This window comes from Streptomyces sp. CNH189 (assembly GCF_000527195.1).
Window position 1 is genome coordinate 177,950 of record NZ_AZUS01000016.1, and the last position, 19,715, is coordinate 197,664.

Below are 19,715 nucleotides of genomic sequence, written 5' to 3' on the forward strand. Positions count from 1 at the left end.
CGCGCATCGCTCAGAACCATGCCAGTGAACACTGGCGCAATGGGGAGCGTAGAGCAGTGCCGTACTCATGGGTAGGGGGTGCGCGAGGAAAGTTACCGCCGGTACGACCTAGGGTTCAGATGTGGCAGACGACAGCGAGACACCCCCGCACAAGCGCGAGTACCGCATGGAGGAGCTGGCCCGGCTGGCCGGCGTCACCGTGCGCACGCTGCGCTTCTACCGCGAGCGCAAACTGATCCCGCCACCGCGCCGCGAGGGCCGCATCGCCTGGTACGACGACCAGCACCTGGCCCGGCTGCGCACCATCACGGCCCTGCTGGAGCGCGGCCACACCCTCAACGGCATAGCGGAGCTGGCGGAGGCCTTCGACCACGGGCGCGACGTCGGCGACCTGCTCGGCGTGGAGGTCCCCACCGAGGAGACCCCGGTCCGCCTCACCCCCGAGGAGCTCGCCGATCACTTCGCCGGCGAGGTCACCCCGGAGAACCTGGCAGCCGCCCTGGACCTCGGCTACCTGGGCGTCGACGGCGAGGAGATCGTCCACATCAGCCGCCGCCTGCTGGAGGTGTCGTCCGCCCTGGTCCGCGAGGGCATCCCGCTCGGCGAGGTGCTCCGCACCGGCGCGGAGGTCCGCACCCACGCCGACACCCTCGCCGACCTCTTCGCCGGCCTGATCCTCCGCCACGCCCCGGAGGAAACCCTGCACCGCCTGCGCCCCCTGGCCCGCAGCGTGGTGGACGCGGAACTGTCACTGGCGCTGGACCGGCGGTTGCACAAGAAGAACTGAGCCGGGGTGACACCCCCGGGACCCGCCTGGCGCCCTACCCGTAGACCACCGTCACGGGGGCGTGGTCCGACCAGCGTTCGGCGTGGGTGGCCGCGCGCTCCACGTACGCCTTCAGCGCGCGGTCCGCGAGCCCCGGGGTGGTCACCTGGTAGTCGATGCGCCAGCCCGTGTCGTTGTCGAAGGCGCGCCCGCGGTACGACCACCACGAGTACGGGCCGTCGACGTCCGGGTGCAGGGCGCGCACCACGTCGACGTAGCCGCCGTCGGCCGGATCGAGCACGCGGGAGAGCCACTCCCGCTCCTCGGGCAGGAAGCCGGAGCTCTTGGTGTTCCCGCGCCAGTTCTTCAGGTCGGTCTTCTCGTGGGCGATGTTCCAGTCGCCGCAGACCACGACCTCGCGTCCGTCGGCGGCGGCCCGCTCCCGCAGCTCCTTGAGGTACGCCAGGAACTCGTCCATGAAGCGGACCTTCTCGTCCTGTCGCTCCGTGCCGACCTCACCGGACGGCAGGTAGAGGGAGGCGACGGTCACACCGGGCAGATCCGCCTCGACGTACCGTCCACTGCCGTCGAACTCCGCCGAGCCGAAACCGACCCGCACCCGCTCCGGCTCGCGGCGGGTGTACAGCGAGACCCCCGCACGCCCCTTCGCGGCGGCCGGCGCGTGCACCACGTGCCAGCCCTCCGGCTCCCGCACCGTCTCCGGGAGCTGCGCCGCCTCGGCCCGCACCTCCTGGAGGCACAGCACATCGGCGGAGGTACCGGCGAGCCACTCCACGAAGCCCTTCTTCGCGGCGGCGCGCAGTCCATTGACGTTGACAGAGGTCACAGTGAGCACCAGGGCACGATACACACGTGCAGGTCCGGGCATGTTTTACGGTATTCGTCATGGAAATCCGCCGGGTCCCCTACGACCACCCCGACGCCGTGAAGCTGGACGCAGAGGTCCAGGCCGAGTACGACATCCGCTACGGCGACGGCGGCGACGCCACTCCGATGGACCCCGCGGACTTCGCACCCCCCAACGGCACGTACCTGATCGCCTACGACGCGCTCGGCGTGCCCGTCGCCTCCGGCGGCTGGCGCGTCCAGGACGCCAACGACGAGGGCAACCGTGACGGTGACGCGGAACTGAAGCGCATGTACGTGGTCGAGCAGATGCGGGGCCGGGGCCTCGCCCGCCGCATCCTCGCCGCCCTGGAGGAGGACGCCCGTGCCGCCGGCCGCGTCCGCATGGTCCTGGAGACCGGCACCAAGCAGCCGGAGGCCATCGCCCTGTACGCCTCCAGCGGCTACGAGCCGTGCGAGAAGTTCGGCTACTACCGCTTCCACGAGGAGAGCCGCTGCTACGCGAAGGCGCTGTAGGGCCCGCGCGGGTCAGGCGTGCCGGTGGCATGCCTTGTTGGCGATGCGCCGTCCTCCGCCGGTGCGGACCGTGAGGAAGACGTCGGTGAAGGTGTCGGCGCCGTGCCGCAGCGTCATGGTCGCGGTGGCGACGCTGCCGTGCACCTCGACGTGGGCGGTGGGCGGGAACGCGTCGCGGAAGTGCGCGGGCGTCACTGATCCCCGCCCGCGCTGCCCTCGCCGTCCGTGCGGCTGCGCTCGTAGTCGGCGCTGACCGGGATGAGCCAGGCGGGCAGGATCATGCCGCTGATCAGTCCGGCCCACGGATCGGGCACATGGTGCGGGGCGCGCACCGACAGGACGACCAGCAGCACGGTCCAGCCGAGCAGCACCGGCCGCCGGGCCACGTGGCGGAGAAGGCCGCCGGTCATCTGGAGTCTTTTCCGCAGCCCGGACTGATGAGGCTTCATGCCGGGACCGTACCGGCGGGACCCAACGCCGCGGCAGTCACCTGTGGGAACAAGTCGAAGCCCCGGCCGGGAGATCCCGGCCGGGGCTTCGTTGCGTGGACCTGAGGGGATTTGAACCCCTGGCCCCCTCGATGCGAACGAGGTGCGCTACCGGACTGCGCCACAGGCCCTTGCAACGAGTGAAACTTTAGCATCCCGATCGGGGTGCTCAAAAATCCGTTGGCCGGGTGCTACTCGTTCGCGGCCTTGGGACGCTCGCCGTCCTCGTACTGGTCGAACAGGGGGGTGCGGCCGCGCTCGCGGGAGCGGCGGGCGGAGGCGGCGCGGCGGGCGTCGGTGCGGTCGTCGTCGGTGTCACGGTCGTCGGGGACCGCCGGGTCCGGTTCCTCGGCGGCGGCCGCGGCCTGCGCCTCGTCGGCCGGTACGGCGCTGGAGCGGGCCGAGCTCCAGGTGTCCGGGGCGCCGAGGTCCACGTCGCCGGAGGCGCGCGGGGCGACCGGGGCGGTGACGTACGTGGGGAGCGGCACCGGGACCGGGTCCCAGCTGTCGCCGCCCTGGCCGGGCCGCCTGCTGCGCTCGCGCTGCTGGTCGACCCACTCGGCGTGGTCGGTCTGCTCGACGAGCGCCCGCCGGTCCGCGGCGAGCGCCAGAAGGCCGGGGTCGGTGTCGGTGCCCGCTTCCGGGCCCTCCGGTTCGTCCGGGTCGGCCTCGTCGACGGCGGGCCGGCGGCGGGGCCGCCGCTCGCGCAGCCGCTGTGCGGCGGCCTCGGCCTGGCGGCGGTCCATCTGGTAGGCGAACCGACGGCGCTCCTGGGAGCGGAGATAGCCGATGTAGGCGCTGAGCATCAAGGCGGGCGCGCCCGGCGCCCACAGGAACGCCAGTCCGCCGACGGCGGCGACGATCGCGCCGAGGGTGAAGGCGAGGAACAGCATCGTGATGGTGCGCCGGCGGCGCGCGAGCACCTTGGAGCGCCGGGCGCGCTCGGCGGCGGCCTGCGCGGTCCGGTCGCGGCGGGCGTCCGGGGCGCGGCGCGCGGCGGGGACGCGGCCCTGCGCGCCCGTGCCCCGCACGGCGGCCGGTTCGGGTACACGCGCTTCGGGCGCACGCGGTTCGGGCGCACGCGGTTCGGGCGCACGCGGTTCGGGCGCACGCGCTTCGGCGCGCTCCTGCGGGGCCCGGGCGGGGCGCTCGGGTTCCGGCCGCTCCTCGGGGGCGGGCGGTACGGGCGCCTGGGTCTGCGGACGGGTCTGGGACACGGCGAAGGCCCGGACGTCCACCGAGTCGGTGATCGCATCCGGGTCGTGGACGCTTCGCTCCCCCTCGTCGGTGGAGCGCGTCCGCAGGTCCTTGGCGTACCGGCGCTCCATGCCCGCCCGTCCGGACAGCAGTCGGATGGCGGTGCTGAAGCGTTCCGTCGGACGTGCCTCGTTCAGCTCGTCCTGCCTACGGAGCCACATAGGCACCAAGTAGGCGGCCCAGGCCCCGACAATGACTGCGTAGATGAGGCCGCTGCTGCTCACGTCTCACACCGTAGAGGGGTTTGCAGGAGGCCATAGGCCAATTGGGCCGGTGTGTCGCACGATCTGGCTGATATTTCGAACTTTTCTTGTGATGGATGCGATCAGACAGTCACCGGAACCCGGTAATTGCCGGTTCCCAGACGGTCACGTTGCGCCGCAATTCGAACGTATATTCAATTACTCGGTCCGTGCGGGATTCCCCGGCCGTGCTGCTCGCGTCCGGGCAGCTCATGGCGGGACCGCTCCTGCGCGCGGGTCCGGCGCCAGCGGGCGAGCAAACCGTCGGGGACTTCTTCCGCGGTGAGGGCGAACACGAGATGGTCGCGCCAGGCGCCGTCGATGTGGAGATAGCGCGGGCGCAGTCCCTCCTCGCGGAATCCGAGTTTCTCCACGACCCTGCGGCTCGGCCCGTTCTCCGGGCGAATGCAGACCTCGATGCGGTGCAGTCCCACGGTGCGGAAACAGTGGTCCACGACCATCGCCACGGACGTGGGCACCACGCCCCGGCCGGCCACCGCCTCGTCCACCCAGTAGCCGATGTGTCCCGAGCACATCGAGCCCCAGGTGATCCCGGCGACCGTCAACTGCCCGACGAGGCGCCCCTGGTACTCGATGACGAAGGGGAGCATGCGGCCCGCGTTCGCCTCGGAGCGCAGGTGCCGCACCATCTGCCGGTAGGTCGGGCGGTGGATGACCGGTCCGCTGGGCGTGGGCGGCGGGATGGTCGCCTCCCAGGGCCGCAGCCAGTCACGGTTGCGCCGGTTGACCTCACGCCACGCCTTCTGGTCGCGCAGCTTTATCGGCCGGAGGACGATGTCGCCGTCCACCAGTTCCGCCGGCCAGTACGGGGCGTTCAGCGCGCACCTCCGTCGCCGGCGTCCGGGCGGGGGTGGTCCCCGCCGCGCAACTGGTCCACGGCGTGCTTCAGCAGCGGCTCCAGGACGGCGAGGCCGTCCTTCACCCCGCCGCGTGAGCCCGGGAGGTTGACGATCAGCGTGCCGCCCACGACGCCCGCGAGGCCCCGGGAGAGGGCGGCGGTGGGCACCTTGTCCCGGCCGTACGCGCGGACGGCCTCCGCGATGCCGGGGACCTCGCGCTCGACGACACGGCGGGTGGCCTCGGGGGTGCGGTCGGTGGGCGAGATGCCGGTGCCGCCGGTGGTGACGACGACGTCGTACCCGGCGTCGACGGCCGCGCGCAGGGCCGCCTCCACGGGGTCGCCGTCGGGGACGACCTGCGGGCCGTCGACGGCGAAGCCGAACCGCCGCAGGCCCTCGGCGATCAGCGGGCCGCCCGTGTCCTCGTAGACACCGGCGGCGGCCCGGTTGGACGCCGTGACCACGAGCGCGCTGTACGGGGCGGGCAGCGCGCCGCCGACGGTCGCGTCAAGCGTCATGACCTGCTCCAGTCGCCCGACTTGCCGCCCGTCTTCTCCTCCACCCGCACGTCCGTGATGACCGCCTCCTTGTCGACCGCCTTGACCATGTCGATCACGGTCAGTGCGGCGACGGAGACCGCGGTGAGGGCTTCCATCTCGACGCCCGTGCGGTCCGTCGTCCGCACGGTCGCCGCGATCTCCACGGCGTCGTCCGCGACCGACAGGTCCAGTTTCACACCGGACAGCGCCAGAGGGTGGCACAGCGGGATCAGGTCGGGGGTGCGTTTGGCGCCCATGATGCCCGCGATGCGCGCGGTGGCCAGTGCGTCGCCCTTGGGGACGCCCTCGCCGCGCAGCAGCTCGATCACCCGGGGCGCGACGAGCACGCGGCCGGTGGCCCGCGCGGTGCGCGCGGTGACGTCCTTGCCGGACACGTCGACCATGCGGGCGGCGCCCGCCTCGTCGATGTGGGTCAGGCGGGACGGGTCGGAGGTGCCGGGGGTCTCCCCCCGGGAAGGCACGGTCATGATCGTGTGGCGCTCCCGGTCCGGGCCCGGCGCGGTGCGGGGCGCGGGCCTGCTGTGCGCGACACGGTACCGCCAACCGGCCCTGCTCAGCCGAGCAGGACCACCTCGACCTCGGTGCCCGGCGCGACGTCCTCGACGTCCTCGGGGACCACGAGGAGCGCGTTCGCCTGCGCGAGGGCCGCCACGAGGTGCGATCCGGCGCCGCCCACGGGTGTCACCGTGCCGTCGGCGTACCGGCCGCGCAGGAACTGGCGGCGGCCCTTGGGCGAGCCGATCGCGCGCTGCGCGCGGAGTTCCGCGCGGACCCTCGGCCGGTGGACGTCCCGGAGCCCCATCAGGGTGCGGATGGCGGGGCGGACGAACAGCTCGAAGGAGACGTAGGAGGAGACCGGGTTGCCGGGCAGGGCCAGCAGCGGGGTGTGGTCGGGGCCGATGGAGCCGAAGCCCTGCGGCTTGCCCGGCTGCATGGCGAGCTTGCGGAACTCGACGCCGCTGCCGGGTTCGTCCTCGTCGCCGGCGTGCGACAGCGCCTCCTTGACCACGTCGTACGCCCCGACGCTCACGCCGCCCGTGGTGACCATCAGGTCGGCGCGCACCAGTTGGTCCTCGATGGTGTCGCGCAGGGTCGTGGCGTCGTCGGCGACGGCGCCCACGCGGTAGGCGATCGCGCCGGCGTCCCGCGCGGCGGCGGTGAGGGCGAAGCTGTTGGAGTCGTAGATCTGGCCGGGACCCAGCGGCTCGTCGGGCTGGACGAGTTCGCTTCCGGTGGAGAGCACCACCACGCGCGGGCGCGGGCGCACCCGGACGGTGCCGCGGCCGACGGCGGCCAGCAGGGAGATCTGCGGCGGGCCGAGGACGGTGCCGGCGTCCAGGGCGCGGTCGCCGGCCCGGACGTCACTGCCCTGGGCGCGCACGTGCGCGCGGGCGGGGGCCGGGCGGTACACCTCGACGTGTCCGGCGGCGCCCTCGGGCGCGAGGCTGCGGGCGCGCATCCCGGCGGCCGGGCCCTGTCCGAGTCCGCCGTCGGTCCACTCGACCGGGACGACGGTCTCGGCGCCGGGCGGAAGCGGGGCGCCGGTCATGATGCGGGCGGCCTGGCCGGGGCCGACGTGCAGGAGGTCGGCCGCTCCGGCGGCGACGTCGCCGACGACCTCCAGGGAGGCGGGGTACTGCTCGCTCGCGCCCGCGACGTCGGCGACCCGCACCGCGTAACCGTCCATCGAGCTGTTGTCGAACGGGGGCAGGGAGACCGGCACCGTGATGTCCTCGACCAGGACGCAGCCTTGGGCGTCGAGGAGGTTCAGCTCGATGGGTTCGAGCGGGCGGACGGTCGCGAGGATGTCGTCCAGGTGCTCGTCCACCGACCAGAGGTGGTCCGGTTCTGCGGTGCGGGGCGCGGCGCTGCTCAAGGTTGCTGCATCTCCTCGGTGACGAATCGCTGGAGCCAGTCCCGGAAGTCCGGGCCCAGGTCCTCACGTTCGCACGCGAGTCGGACAATGGCACGCAGGTAGTCGCCGCGGTCACCGGTGTCATAGCGGCGGCCGTGGAAGACCACGCCGTGCACCGGGCCGCCGAGCTTCTCGTCCGCCGCGAGCTGCTGCAGGGCGTCGGTCAGCTGAATCTCTCCGCCGCGGCCGGGCTCGGTCTTGCGGAGCACGTCGAAGACGGCCGGGTCGAGGACGTAGCGGCCGATGACGGCGTAGTGCGAGGGTGCCTCCTCGCGGGAGGGCTTCTCCACCAGGCCGCTGACCTTGACGACGTCGTCGTGCCCGGTGGCCTCGACGGCGGCGGAGCCGTAGAGGTGGATCTGCTCGGGAGCCACCTCCATCAGCGCGACGACGCTTCCGCCGCACTCCTGCTGGATCTCGATCATGCGCTGGAGCAGCGGGTCGCGCGGGTCGATCAGGTCGTCGCCGAGGAGGACGGCGAACGGCTCGTCGCCGACGTGCGGGGCGGCGCACAGCACGGCGTGACCGAGGCCCCTGGGGTCACCCTGGCGGACGTAGTGCATGGTGGCGAGGTCGCTGGACTCCTGGACCTTGGCGAGGCGTTCGCCGTCGCCCTTCTTCTCCAGGGCGGATTCCAGTTCATAATTGCGGTCGAAGTGGTCCTCCAGGGGGCGCTTGTTGCGGCCCGTGACCATGAGGACGTCGTCGAGACCGGCGGCCACGGCCTCCTCGACCACGTACTGGATCGCCGGCTTGTCGACCACCGGCAGCATCTCCTTGGGCGTGGCCTTCGTGGCCGGCAGGAACCGGGTGCCGAGGCCGGCTGCGGGGATGACAGCCTTGCTGATCCGAGGGTGTGACTGAGACATGGCCGACACCCTAGCCGGTGTCTTTGCACTGAATCTGTGACTCCGATGAATTACTTCTCATATGAGCATATTGCGACAGTACGGGGACGGACTTGAGACACAACCGGGGTCGGGTCGAACCTGGCAAGCGAGAGCGACGGCGCGAAGTCCTGCGGGTGAGGAACGGGTTGACGGACGATGACGTCCGGACGCACGCGGAGGCCCTGGCCCGCCACGCCCTCGCGCTGCCCGAGCTGGCCGGGGCCGGGACGGTGGCCGCGTACGTGTCCGTCGGCAGTGAACCCGGCACCCTCGCGCTGCTGGACGCGCTGCGCGCGCGGGGGACGCGCGTGCTGCTGCCCGCCCTGCTGCCGGACAACGACCTGGCGTGGGGCGTCTACGACGGCGCGGGCTCCCTCGTTCCGGTGAGGCACGGCGGACGGATGACGCTGCTGGAGCCGGCCGGGGAGCGGCTGGGCCCCGACGCCGTGACGGAGGCGGACGCCGTGCTGCTGCCGGGCCTGTCGGTGGACGCCCGCGGGATGCGGCTGGGCCGCGGCGGCGGCTCCTACGACCGGGTCCTCGCCCGGCTGGACCGCGCGGGCGTCCACCCCGCCCTGGTGGTGCTGCTGTACGACGGCGAGGTCGTGGAGCGGGTGCCCGAGGAGCCGCACGACCGGCCGGTGCACGCGGTGGTGACCCCCTCCGGGGTCCGCCGGTTCGGCCCCGGCCCGCAGGCGCCGGGCGACGCCCCCTGACGCACGAGGACCGGCCTCCACGCGCGCGTGGAGGCCGGTCCGGTGGTCCGCGGGGTGTGGGCGGTCAGGGCTTGAGCAGCAGCGTGTCGCTGGTGCCTTCCTCGACCGCCTTCTCCGAGTAGGCCCACTCCAGCAGCTCGCCCTCGGCCCACTTGTCCGTCTGGTCGACGTAGTGGGCGCTGTAGGCGTGACCGGAGGCGCCGGTGAGGTTGATCCAGCGGGACTTGTCGAGGTCGCCGAGGTTGACCACCATCCGCATGGACGGCACCCACACCACGCCGTAGCCCCCGGCGGCGTTCCAGCCGGTCGCGTTGACGGTGGCCTCGCCGCCGCCGAGCTTCCACGGGCCGCGGTTGAGCGCGTACTGCAGGAAGCCGGGGCCCTCGATGCCGAGCGTCTGGTTCTTCAGGAACAGCCGGTGCAGCCGGCCCCAGCTCCAGGTGTCGATGTCCTTGCCGAGCTTGGCGGTCAGCTCCCAGCGGGCGTCGATCAGGGCCCGCTTGAACAGCTCGTCACGGTTGTCGGCGGCGGGACGGGTGCCGCGCTTGGGCGTGGTCCACCACTCGCTGTCCTCGTCGGCCATCAGCCGGCGGACCACCTCGAACCAGCGGTCGCCGCCGTCGGGCTGCGCCTGGCTCGCGGAGCGCTGGCCGCACTCGCGGACCTTGCCCGCCTTGTCGACCGGACCGGTGGTGTTGACCGGGTCGACCCACAGACACTGGCCTTCCACCCGCACCTCCTTGGGCAGCTTGTGCCCGAAGGAGAGCTTGAGGACGTTGCGCCAGACGGCGTTGAAGTAGGCGGCGGCCGCCGAGTCGGCGTCCTGGGTGTAGTCCCAGCCCTCCAGCAGCTTCTGCGCCTCGCGCACGTGCTCGTCGCCGACGTCGATCTTCAGCAGTTCGGGCACCAGCAGCTTGGCGATGGAGCTGGAGTTGTCCAGCTGCATCTGCCGCATGTCGTCGGTGGAGATCTTCCCGCCGTCCTTGATCTTCGACTGGATCAGGTCGTTGATCCGCTGGCTGCGGGCGCCGTACCCCCAGTCCTTGGTCAGCGTGTACGGGTAGTCCTTGCCGACGACGGCCTGGTTGGCGGTGACGATGTAACCGCGCTCCGGGTTGTACTCGTAGGGCAGTTCGTCCTGGCCGACCCAGCCGGTCCACTCGTGGTCGGGGTTCCAGCCGGGGGCGGGCAGCGAACCGTCGTGGCCCTTCGCGCGCGTCGGGATCCTGCCGGGCAGGGTGTAGCCGATGTTGCCGTCGGTGTCCGCGTAGACGAGGTTCTGCGAGGGCACCTCGAACAGCTCGGCCGCCTCGCGGAAGTCGTCCCAGTCCTTGGCGCGGTCGATCGCGAACACGGCGTCCATGGTGCGGCCGGGGTCCAGGGCGGTCCAGCGCAGCGCGACCGCGTAGCCGTCGCCCCGGTCGGGGGCGGCGCTCTCGACGGCGGCCTTCCTGCCGGTCTTCACCAGCTCGTCCGAACGGTCCGACAGCAGCGGGCCGTTGTTCGTCTCACGGACGACGATCTTCCGCGAGGCGCCGCCGGCGACCTTGATGGTCTCCTCGCGCGTCTCGAACGGCACCACCTTGCCGTCGTACTGGTAGCCGTCGCCGGTGATCTTCTCCAGGTACAGGTCGGTGACGTCGACGCCGGAGTTGGTCAGGCCCCAGGCGATGTCCTGGTTGTGGCCGATGACCACGCCGGGCATGCCCGCGAAGGTGTAACCGGTGACGTCGTAACGGCACTTGTCGGAGACGCTGCGGCAGTGCAGGCCCATCTGGTACCAGACGGACGGCAGCGCGGCCGACAGGTGCGGGTCGTTGGCCAGCAGCGGCTCGCCGGAGACGGTGTGCTCGCCCGCGACCACCCAGGAGTTGGAGCCGATGCCGTCGCCGTTGATGCCGACGGCGGTGGGGAGGTCCTGCAGCACCTGCTGCAGCCCCGCCAGCTGCGTCTCGGCGCCCGAGCCGTCGGTGCCGGTGCCGTCCCCGCCGCCGTCCCCCGTGCCGGTGCCGTTGCCGAGCTCGGAGCCTGAGCCGTCGCCGGCGCCGTCGCCGGAACCCGAGCCGTCCCCGGAGCCGGAGCCGTCCTCCGAGCCGGAGCCGTCCTCGGAACCCGAGCCGCCCTCGCCCTGCTCGTAGGCGCCGCTGCCCTCGTCGTAGCCGCCCTCCTGCACGATCGGCTTGTTCCGCGCGTACGGGTACTCCGGGTACAGGTCGGCGATCTGCTTCGGGCCGAGGCGGCTGGTCATCAGCGCCCGGTCGATCTCGTCCTGCATGTTGCCGCGCAGGTCCCAGGCCATCGCCTTCAGCCAGGACACGGAGTCGACCGGTGTCCACGCGCCCGGGGTGTAGTCGTTCTCGAAGCCCAGCGCCGCGTACTCCAGGGAGATCTCCTTGCCCTCCTTGCCCTCCAGGTAGGCGTTGACGCCCTTGGCGTACGCCTGGAGGTACTTCTTGGTGGCGGGGGAGAGCTTCTCCTCGTACTCGCGCTTCGCGATCCGGTCCCAGCCGAGGGTGCGCAGGAAGGCGTCGTTGTCGACCTGGCCGGAACCGAACATCTCCGAGAGTCGGCCGGACGTCATGTGCCGGCGCACGTCCATCTCGTAGAACCGGTCCTGCGCCTGGACGTAGCCCTGCGCCATGAACAGGTCCTCGTCGGAGGAGGCGTAGAGCTGCGGGATGCCGTAGCTGTCGCGTTTGACGTCGACGGGGCCCGAGAGGCCGTCGAGGGTGATCGAGCCCTTGGTCTGCGGGAAGGAGGCACGCACGGTACTGATGGACCAGTACGCCCCGTAGGCGACGCCTCCGATCAGGGCCAGCACCAGGACGAGCACGATGAGACGGCCTTTGCGCCCCTTCTTCCTGCCGGACGTGCCGGCGGCCTGCTGACCCGTTGAGGCGGCGGTGGTGTCGGTGGGCATCGCTGTCCTTGCTGTCCTAACGCGAGCGGCAGGTCGGGCTGTGCTTTTAACTGAGCGCTGGAGCAACGATAGGCGCAGGGCCCGGCGCCCCTTGACGCGGAGTCGGGAACCAGCCCGGACGGACGTTCGATCATGCCGTGCTTCGCGTCAAGAGCGCGTCAAGAGTTAGGTAAGGTAACGAAGTAGTTCGCCGTGACAAACGAAGCGGTTCGGCGGTAAAGCGGTCGCATCGCCCGCGGTGGACATGAGCTCACGCGCGGGTGCGCCTGAGTCGGGGAAGGGAACGCCGCTGACTGTCCACCACCTCAACCAGCTCCTGCTCGTCTGTGCGATCGTCCTGCTCGTCGCCGTCGCGGCGGTGCGGATCTCCTCGCGCAGCGGGCTCCCCAGCCTGCTCGTCTACCTGGGCATCGGCATCGCCATCGGACAGGACGGCATCGGTGACGTCCAGTTCGACAACGCCGAACTGACCCAGGTCATCGGGTACGCGGCCCTGGTCGTGATCCTCGCCGAGGGCGGTCTGGGGACGAAGTGGACCGAGATCAGACCGGTGCTGCCCGCCGCCTCCGCGCTCGCGCTGGCCGGCGTCGCGGTGAGCGTCGGGGTGACCGCGACGGCGGCGCACCTGCTGATCGGGCTGGAGTGGCGGCAGGCGCTGATCATCGGCGCGGTGGTGTCCTCGACGGACGCCGCGGCCGTCTTCTCGGTGCTGCGGAGGGTGCCGCTGCCGTCACGGGTGCGGGGCACCCTCGAAGCGGAGTCCGGCTTCAACGACGCCCCCGTCGTCATCCTGGTGGTGGCCTTCTCCACGGCCGGTCCGGTGGAGCACTGGTACGTACTGATCGGCGAGATAGTCCTGGAGCTGGCCATCGGCGCCGCCATCGGTCTCGCCGTCGGCTGGCTCGGTGCCTTGGGCCTGCGGCACGTGGCGCTGCCCGCCTCCGGCCTCTACCCGATCGCCGTCATGGCCATCGCGGTGACCGCCTACGCGGCCGGCGCCCTCGCCCACGGCAGCGGGTTCCTCGCCGTCTACCTCGCCTCCGTGCTGCTCGGCAACGCCAAGCTGCCGCACTGGCCCGCCACCCGCGGCTTCGCCGAAGGACTCGGCTGGCTCGCCCAGATCGGCATGTTCGTGCTGCTCGGCCTGCTGGTCACCCCGCACGAACTCGGCGACGACATCGTGCCCGCGCTGGTGGTCGGAATGGTGCTCACCATGGTGGCCCGCCCGCTCAGCGTGATCATGTGCCTGACGCCGTTCCGGGTGCCCTGGCAGGAGCAGACGCTGATGTCCTGGGCGGGGCTGCGCGGCGCCGTGCCCATCGTCCTGGCGACCATCCCGATGGTGCAGGGCGTCGAGGCCAGCGAGCGGATCTTCAACATCGTCTTCCTGCTGGTCGTCGTCTACACCCTCGTCCAGGGCCCGACGCTGCCCTGGCTGGCCCGCGTGCTCAGGCTCGGGGACTCCGGCGCCGCCGACCTCGGCGTCGAGTCGGCGCCCCTGGAGCGGCTGCGCGGACACCTGCTGTCGGTCACCGTGCCCGCCGGGTCGAGGATGCACGGCGTCGAGGTCGGGGAACTGCGGCTGCCGACCGGATCCGCCGTCACCCTCGTCGTGCGCGACGACACGTCCTTCGTGCCGCTGCCGCAGACGATGCTGCGCCGCGGGGACGAACTCCTCGTCGTCGCCACCGACCCGGTACGGGACGCGACGGAGCGGCGGCTACGCGCGGTCGCCCGGGGCGGCAAGCTGGCCGGCTGGCTGGGCACCGACGGATCGCAGGCCGGACACTGAGAAGGTGCTCACTTTCACAGGCGTAGGCACGGCCCGCCCCCTGTATCATGAAGCGACCCCAGATCGAACCAACTCTGCCTGACGCAGAGCTGGCGCGACCGTATGGCGGCCGGGCGCCCTGAGCTGTGGCGCCGGTATCTACCGCAGTCAGCGCAAGAGGACAGCTCTCGGCGTGCCCGTGCGACTTCGCGCGGGGCGCTACCAGGTGGCGGAAAGGCACGGGCCGTGGCATCCACGGTCACCACGTCGAAGGACTCGGCGGCCACTCCCCGACCGGGATACGGCCGACTGCTGCGCACGCGCGGCGCGTGGACGTTCCTGCTCCCCGGCTTCGCGGCACGCCAGCCGTTCGCCATGCTCACCCTCTCCATCGTGCTGCTCGTCCAGCACACCACCGGCTCCTACGGCGCGGCCGGCGCCGTCGCGGCCGTCACCGGCGTCTCGATGGCGCTGTTCGCCCCCTGGACCGGCCGGCTCGCCGACCGCCACGGGCAGCGCGCCGTCCTGATGCCCGGCGTCCTGGTGCACACGGCGGCCGGACTCACCCTCACCGCCCTGGCCCTCCAGCACGCCCCCCTGTGGGCGCTGTTCGCCGCCGCCGTACCCACCGGCGCCTCGGTGCCGCAGGTCGGGCCCATGGTGCGCGCCCGCTGGGGCGTCCGCCTCAAGGGCTCCCCGCTGATGGCGACCGCGGCGGCCTTCGAGTCCGTCACCGACGAGTTCACCTTCGTCGTCGGCCCGCTGCTGGCGACGGCCCTGTGCACGACGGTCGACCCGGCCGCCGGACTCGTCACCGAGGCCGCGCTCACCCTGATCGGCGGCCTGCTGTTCGCCGCGCAGAAGGGCACCCAGCCGCCGGTCGCCGCGACCGGCGACGGCCGCGCGCGCGTACGGACCGCGTCCGCCCTGCGCGTACCCGGGCTGCGGGTGCTGATCGTGACGTTCCTCGGCATCGGCTCCGTCTTCGGCGGCATGCAGGTCTCGCTGGCCGCGTTCACCGAGTCCATCGGTGAACCGGGCCTGAACGGCGTCCTCTACGGCGTCTTCGCCGCGGGCAACATGCTCGCCGGCATCGCCTGCGGCGCTATCGCCTGGAAGGTCTCCCCGCAGCGCCGCCTGATCGTCGCCTACGCCGCTCTGGCGCTCGCCGCGTCCGCCCTGTGGACGGCCCATTCGGCGCTGCCGCTGGCCGCGCTGGGCCTGCTGGTCGGCATGTGCATCGCGCCGGCGCTGATCACCGGTTACACGCTGGTGGAGAGCCTGGTCCCGGCCGGGGCCCGCACCGAGGCGTTCACCTGGCTGACGGGCGCCGTCGCGCTCGGTCAGGCCGCCGCCGTCACGGTCGCCGGACAGCTCGAGGACCGCTTGTGGGACGGTGCCGGATTCCTGGTGCCGATGACCGGCACCCTGCTGGCCTTCGCGACGCTGCTGGCCCTGCGCTCGCGGCTCACGGGCGGTTCACGGGGGCGTACGGTCGCACGTGGCATGAGTCACCGCGAGCCCGTCGCAGTGGACTAGGCCCACGGAATGCGTCACTATGGACCGTCGTTAGCACTCATTGAGTGAGAGTGCCAGGAGGAAGACAGTGCCGACCTACCAGTACCAGTGCACCGAGTGCGGCGAGGGCCTCGAGGCGGTGCAGAAGTTCACCGACGACGCCCTGACCGAGTGCCCCAACTGCCAGGGCCGCCTGAAGAAGGTGTTCTCCGCGGTCGGCATCGTCTTCAAGGGCTCCGGTTTCTACCGCAACGACAGCCGCGGATCCTCGTCGAGCTCGTCCCCGGCGTCGTCGAAGACCTCCGGGTCCTCGTCGTCCAGCTCCTCGTCCTCGGACTCCGGGTCGAGCACGTCGTCCGGTTCGAGCACGTCGTCCGGTTCGAGCGCGTCGTCGTCCGGGTCGTCGGGCAGCTCCACGAGCACGACGGCTGCGTAGGGCGGTCCCGCCGGGTTTTCCGTCCCCTGCCGGGCTTCCGTCCCACCGGGTTCTGCGTTTCCGTGGGCCTCACGGTGCGTGGGTGCGGGTCCGGCGTTACGGCGGCGGTGCCTCTGTGCGGCGGGCGCGCTCCCGGGCCTCGGCCCCTTGATGCCTTACAGGACCCTGTCGTCCCCCGACGACAGGGTCCTCGGCATTCCCGGTGCGGCTAGGGTCGGGGCATGGCGAACATGGCGAAGGCCGACATCGGTGTGATCGGCGGCTCCGGCTTCTACTCCTTCCTCGACGACGTGACCGAGGTGCAGGTCGACACCCCCTACGGGGCGCCCAGTGACTCCCTCTTCCTCGGCGAGGTGGCCGGCCGGCGGGTCGCCTTCCTGCCCCGGCACGGGCGCGGCCACCACCTGCCCCCGCACCGGATCAACTACCGCGCCAACCTGTGGGCGCTCCGCTCGGTCGGCGTGCGCCAGGTCCTCGGCCCGTGCGCGGTGGGCGGGCTGCGCCCCGAGTACGGCCCGGGCACGCTGCTGGTGCCGGACCAGCTCGTGGACCGCACGAAGTCACGCGCCCATACCTACTTCGACGGACTGCCGCAGCCCGACGGCAAGGTTCCGAACGTGGTCCACGTGTCCCTGGCCGACCCCTACTGCCCCACCGGGCGGGCGTCCGCGCTGAAGGCGGCACGCGGCCGGGACTGGGAGGCGGTGGACGGCGGCACGCTGGTCGTCGTCGAGGGCCCGCGCTTCTCCACCCGCGCCGAGTCGCTGTGGCACCAGGCGCAGGGCTGGTCCGTGGTGGGCATGACAGGTCACCCCGAGGCGGCCCTCGCCCGTGAACTGGAGCTCTGCTACACCTCGATGACGCTGGTCACCGACCTCGACGCCGGCGCCGAGACGGGGGAGGGCGTTTCCCACGACGAGGTGCTGCGGGTCTTCGCGGCCAACGTGGACCGGCTGCGCGGGGTGCTCTTCGACGCGGTGGCCGCGCTGCCGGCGACGGAGGACCGGGACTGCCTGTGCGCGTCGGCGCTGGGCGGGATGGACCCGGGGTTCGAACTGCCGTAAGGCGGGGCGGGGCACGGTTGCGGAGGTAGCTGTAGCAGTAGAGGGAGCGGGGGCGGATGGGCGGAGGCCCTCGTTCGGGTGGCCCGGTTTTCCACAGGGCAGGACGCTTCCACAGCCCCCGGCGGGATTCCGCCGGGGGCTTCATCGTGGGAGTCGCAAACCGGTCCTCGTCCCAGGTGGTGATCCCGTGTCCCGTCGCTCCCCCTCTCCCTTCCCCTCGCCCGCCTTCGCGCCGTCCCCCTTCTCCCCCTCCCCCGTCGTCCCACGCCCGCCCGGCGTGGACGTGCCGGCACCCTGCGGGGTGCCGCACTTCGCCCCGGTGCGGGTGCGCGGCTCCCTGCTCCTCGCGGGCCGGCTGGTACGGCACCGCAGGCGGGCGGTGGCGGTCGGGCTCGCGGTGACGGCGGCGGCCCTCGTGGCGGCGGGCCCCCGGGACACCGACCGGTCCCGCGGCCACCCCCCGGGTGCCCCGGCGGCCGGAGCGCCCGTGGCGTCCGACGGCGACCGTCCCGCACGGCCCCCGCGCGCGGGCACGACGGTCACGGCCCCGGTGCGGATCGCCGACGCGGCCACGGTCAGGTTGCTGCGGCCCGGCGACCGGGTGGACGTGATCGCTGCCGGGGAGACGGCGTCCGGCGGTGCGGCCCGGGTGGTGGCGCGCGGCGCCAAGGTGACCGAGGTGCCGCAGCCGGTGGACGGCGACGGCGGAGCGCTGGTCGTGCTGTCGGTGCCGCGCGGCACGGCGGCCGACCTGGCCGGCGCGAGCGCCACGGCCCGGCTGGCGGTGACCCTGTGGTGAGGGGGGCGGCGACGGACACCGGCGCGGGCGTGGAGTCCCGTCCCGCCTTTCGACACGATTGGACAGGTCGCCACGGTCGTCCCGTAAGTTGCGGAGCGCTTTCTTCCGCAGCCGATGGACAAGAAATGAGGCCCCGCAGTGAGCGACCAGGAGAAGACGAGCCTCTTGCAGGGCTTCAAAGCCTTCCTGATGCGCGGCAACGTGGTCGATCTGGCGGTGGCGGTCGTCATCGGTGCCGCCTTCACCAACATCGTCAACTCGGTCGTGGAAGGGATCATCAACCCGCTGGTGGGCGCCTTCGGCACCCAGGACCTCGACAGCTACACGTCCTGCCTGAAGGGCCCCTGCGAGGGCACCGGGGACGCGGCGACCGGCGTGCGGATCCTGTGGGGCTCGGTGCTCGGCGCGACGCTGCAGTTCCTGATCACCGCGGCCGTCGTCTACTTCCTGATGGTGCTGCCCATGGCGAAGTACCTGGCCCGCGTGGAGGCCCGGCGGAAGGCGAAGGAGGGCACCCGCGAGGTCGTCGAGATCACCGAGCTGGAGGTACTCAAGGAGATCCGCGACGCCCTGGTGGCCCAGCGCGCGCAGGGCGACGGTGGCATGGGGAAGGACGACACCGGGCGTTGACGGGCCTCGTGGCCTTGCCCGGCCGGCCGGCGGCCGGCCATCGGCCGACAGCCGGCCGCCGTGGTGGGCCGTCCCCCGAGGCGGACGGCCGTGGCGGGCGGTCAGAAGGGCGGGTTGTAGCAGTCGATGAATTCGATGGTCCCGTCGGAGGGATCACGCCAGTAGTCCGGCCACTTCATCGCCGCGCGGGTCGCCGGCCCGTAGACGCCGTCGGCGCTCACGCCGAGACGATTGGCCTGGAGCCACCGGACGGCTGCCACCGTGCCGTTGCCGTACGAACCGTCCACCCCTCCACTGGAGCGGATGCGCTCGGCGGCGGGAGTGCTTCCGTAGCAGCGCAGAATGGCCCGCTGCAACGCCTTCACCGCGTTCTCGCTGCCCGTCTGCCACTGCATGTAGCAGTTCAGGCCGTTACCGGTGCGCGCGGGCACCCGGTAGTAGTTGTAGACGGCCACGCCGTCGGTGCGCTTGACCATCGTGTTGCACGGGCCGTAGGCGGCGTGGGCCGGCGCGGTCATCACCGGGCTGGCCGTCAGGCCGGCGGCGAGGAAGAGCACCGCGGCCCCCAGCACGCCGAACCGGGTACGGCGTCCCGTCATTTCTCCTTGCACGATGCAACCTTCCTGGTAGGTGACGTCGTCTCAGTTGCTGGCTCGGGCATGAAACTTAATCCGCGACGGGCGGCGGACTGTGTCGTCCGTGCAGGAGACTTCGTCGGTCGTGCACGGCTCGGGACACCGGCACCGCTGCGGGAGGGTGCCCCCTTCGGGTCGGTGTCGCGAGCCGCGTGTATCAGGGGGGCGGATGAGAGTACGGACCGCGGTCGTGCAGGGTCGTTCGCGTCATCGGAGCGGGTGGGGGCCGGCGGCATGAGCCCTGTTCTGGACACGGCCTTCGTGCCGCCGCGTGACCGGGAGGAAGTGGTCCGGCACGCGGTGTGGGAAGGCGTGGTGGCGGTCGACATCGACCACGGGCCGCCGGCCGAGGACATGTCCGTGCGCATCGGGCTGAGCACTGTCGGCCCGCTGCGGACCTGTTCGGCGCGGGCGACCGCGGTCACCATCCGCCGCACGGCTCCACAGGCCCGGCGGGACGACGAGGAGCCTGCCGTCTTCCTCGGTCTCCAGGTCTCGGGCACCAGCCTGGTGGCGCAAAGAGGCCGTGAATGCCTGCTGAGGCCGGGCGAGTTCGCCGTCTACGAGTCGATCGCACCGTACACACTCCTCTTCGAGGAGGGGGTGGACCACCACTTCCTGCGCTTCCCGCGTTCGGCGCTCGCGCTGCCCGACCGGCTGCTGCGGGACACCGGCGCACTCGCCCTGGGACCCGGCAACCCCGTCGCCCGTATCGCCTTCGACTACTTCTCCCGGCTCGCGACGGACGACGCGCTGCACCAGGGCACGCCCGCCGAGGCCGTCGTCGAACCGAGCGTCGAACTCCTTCGTGCCGTCCTGACCTCCCAGCGCGGTGAGACGGACCGGGCCCGCGAGCCGATGGAGG

General features: G+C 72.1%; 20 protein-coding genes, 1 tRNA gene and 1 pseudogene. 10 read left to right on the forward strand and 12 right to left on the reverse strand.

Going from position 1 to position 19,715, the window contains the following annotated elements:
• Positions 1 to 166 precede the first annotated feature (166 nt).
• Positions 167 to 787, forward strand: a complete 621-nt coding sequence (locus tag B100_RS0122100; protein ID WP_024886587.1) for a MerR family transcriptional regulator — start codon at positions 167 to 169, stop codon at positions 785 to 787.
• A 34-nt stretch (positions 788 to 821) separates the two neighbouring features.
• On the opposite strand, the gene B100_RS0122105 is transcribed toward B100_RS0122100, so the two are convergent.
• Complete coding sequence (locus B100_RS0122105; RefSeq protein ID WP_078541087.1) at positions 822 to 1,655, reverse strand: exodeoxyribonuclease III; 834 nt, start codon at positions 1,653 to 1,655, stop codon at positions 822 to 824.
• 17 nt (positions 1,656 to 1,672) lie between these two features.
• On the opposite strand from B100_RS0122105, the gene B100_RS0122110 reads away from it, so the two are divergent.
• On the forward strand, positions 1,673 to 2,149 hold the full coding sequence (locus B100_RS0122110; protein WP_024886589.1) for a GNAT family N-acetyltransferase: 477 nt from the start codon (positions 1,673 to 1,675) through the stop codon (positions 2,147 to 2,149).
• Positions 2,150 to 2,161: 12 nt separating this feature from the next.
• Here the strand turns inward: B100_RS0122110 and B100_RS34110 are convergent.
• From B100_RS34110 to galU, 9 genes and pseudogenes are all read right to left on the reverse strand, one after another.
• A pseudogene (locus tag B100_RS34110) lies at positions 2,162 to 2,359 on the reverse strand (nuclear transport factor 2 family protein); the annotation flags it as partial.
• On the reverse strand, positions 2,341 to 2,598 hold the full coding sequence (locus B100_RS36555) for a hypothetical protein (protein WP_158686737.1): 258 nt from the start codon (positions 2,596 to 2,598) through the stop codon (positions 2,341 to 2,343). The gene B100_RS36555 and the pseudogene B100_RS34110, both read right to left, overlap by 19 nt.
• A 96-nt stretch (positions 2,599 to 2,694) precedes the next feature.
• A tRNA-Ala gene (locus tag B100_RS0122125) sits at positions 2,695 to 2,768 on the reverse strand.
• 60 nt (positions 2,769 to 2,828) lie between these two features.
• Positions 2,829 to 4,118: a divisome protein SepX/GlpR gene (gene sepX / locus B100_RS0122130; RefSeq protein ID WP_024886592.1), complete on the reverse strand. Its 1,290-nt coding sequence runs from the start codon at positions 4,116 to 4,118 to the stop codon at positions 2,829 to 2,831.
• Between the two features lie 173 nt (positions 4,119 to 4,291).
• Positions 4,292 to 4,948, reverse strand: a complete 657-nt coding sequence (locus B100_RS0122135) for a GNAT family N-acetyltransferase (protein WP_399999463.1) — start codon at positions 4,946 to 4,948, stop codon at positions 4,292 to 4,294.
• A 23-nt stretch (positions 4,949 to 4,971) separates the two neighbouring features.
• Complete coding sequence (locus B100_RS0122140) at positions 4,972 to 5,514, reverse strand: MogA/MoaB family molybdenum cofactor biosynthesis protein (RefSeq protein ID WP_024886594.1); 543 nt, start codon at positions 5,512 to 5,514, stop codon at positions 4,972 to 4,974.
• Positions 5,511 to 6,023 (reverse strand): cyclic pyranopterin monophosphate synthase MoaC, encoded by a 513-nt coding sequence (gene moaC, locus B100_RS0122145; RefSeq protein WP_024886595.1) that lies wholly within the window; start codon positions 6,021 to 6,023, stop codon positions 5,511 to 5,513. The genes B100_RS0122140 and moaC overlap by 4 nt, the downstream gene beginning before the upstream one ends.
• Positions 6,024 to 6,109: 86 nt before the next feature.
• The gene (gene glp / locus B100_RS0122150) at positions 6,110 to 7,432 is read right to left on the reverse strand and encodes a molybdotransferase-like divisome protein Glp (protein WP_024886596.1); all 1,323 of its coding nucleotides are present in this window, start codon (positions 7,430 to 7,432) and stop codon (positions 6,110 to 6,112) included.
• Positions 7,429 to 8,340, reverse strand: a complete 912-nt coding sequence (gene galU, locus B100_RS0122155) for a UTP--glucose-1-phosphate uridylyltransferase GalU (protein WP_024886597.1) — start codon at positions 8,338 to 8,340, stop codon at positions 7,429 to 7,431. Before galU ends, glp begins: the two co-directional genes overlap by 4 nt.
• A 167-nt stretch (positions 8,341 to 8,507) precedes the next feature.
• Between galU and B100_RS0122160 the strand changes: the two genes are divergently transcribed.
• Positions 8,508 to 9,077 (forward strand): 5-formyltetrahydrofolate cyclo-ligase, encoded by a 570-nt coding sequence (locus tag B100_RS0122160; protein WP_486585676.1) that lies wholly within the window; start codon positions 8,508 to 8,510, stop codon positions 9,075 to 9,077.
• A gap of 64 nt (positions 9,078 to 9,141) precedes the next feature.
• On the opposite strand, the gene B100_RS0122165 is transcribed toward B100_RS0122160, so the two are convergent.
• A complete protein-coding gene (locus tag B100_RS0122165) occupies positions 9,142 to 11,997 on the reverse strand; it encodes a penicillin acylase family protein (protein WP_024886599.1) in 2,856 nt (951 codons plus the stop codon).
• A 244-nt stretch (positions 11,998 to 12,241) separates the two neighbouring features.
• On the opposite strand from B100_RS0122165, the gene B100_RS0122170 reads away from it, so the two are divergent.
• The 6 genes from B100_RS0122170 to mscL all read left to right on the forward strand — a co-directional run bounded on the left by B100_RS0122170 (position 12,242) and on the right by mscL (position 18,215).
• Positions 12,242 to 13,789 (forward strand): potassium/proton antiporter, encoded by a 1,548-nt coding sequence (locus B100_RS0122170; protein WP_106967056.1) that lies wholly within the window; start codon positions 12,242 to 12,244, stop codon positions 13,787 to 13,789.
• Between the two features lie 225 nt (positions 13,790 to 14,014).
• The gene (locus tag B100_RS0122175; protein WP_024886601.1) at positions 14,015 to 15,307 is read left to right on the forward strand and encodes an MFS transporter; all 1,293 of its coding nucleotides are present in this window, start codon (positions 14,015 to 14,017) and stop codon (positions 15,305 to 15,307) included.
• A gap of 67 nt (positions 15,308 to 15,374) precedes the next feature.
• Positions 15,375 to 15,722, forward strand: a complete 348-nt coding sequence (locus B100_RS35785) for an FmdB family zinc ribbon protein (RefSeq protein WP_024886602.1) — start codon at positions 15,375 to 15,377, stop codon at positions 15,720 to 15,722.
• A gap of 230 nt (positions 15,723 to 15,952) precedes the next feature.
• The gene (locus B100_RS0122185; RefSeq protein ID WP_037723258.1) at positions 15,953 to 16,786 is read left to right on the forward strand and encodes an S-methyl-5'-thioadenosine phosphorylase; all 834 of its coding nucleotides are present in this window, start codon (positions 15,953 to 15,955) and stop codon (positions 16,784 to 16,786) included.
• A gap of 187 nt (positions 16,787 to 16,973) precedes the next feature.
• Positions 16,974 to 17,585 (forward strand): hypothetical protein, encoded by a 612-nt coding sequence (locus tag B100_RS0122190; protein WP_486585677.1) that lies wholly within the window; start codon positions 16,974 to 16,976, stop codon positions 17,583 to 17,585.
• Between the two features lie 138 nt (positions 17,586 to 17,723).
• Entirely contained in the window at positions 17,724 to 18,215 is a 492-nt protein-coding gene (gene mscL, locus B100_RS0122195) for a large conductance mechanosensitive channel protein MscL (RefSeq protein WP_024886605.1), read from the forward strand.
• Between the two features lie 101 nt (positions 18,216 to 18,316).
• Here the strand turns inward: mscL and B100_RS0122200 are convergent, their stop codons facing one another.
• Entirely contained in the window at positions 18,317 to 18,814 is a 498-nt protein-coding gene (locus B100_RS0122200; RefSeq protein ID WP_024886606.1) for a peptidoglycan-binding domain-containing protein, read from the reverse strand.
• 270 nt (positions 18,815 to 19,084) lie between these two features.
• Between B100_RS0122200 and B100_RS0122205 the strand changes: the two genes are divergently transcribed.
• On the forward strand, positions 19,085 to 19,715 hold a 631-nt coding region (locus B100_RS0122205), incomplete at its 3' end, for an AraC-like ligand-binding domain-containing protein (RefSeq protein ID WP_024886607.1).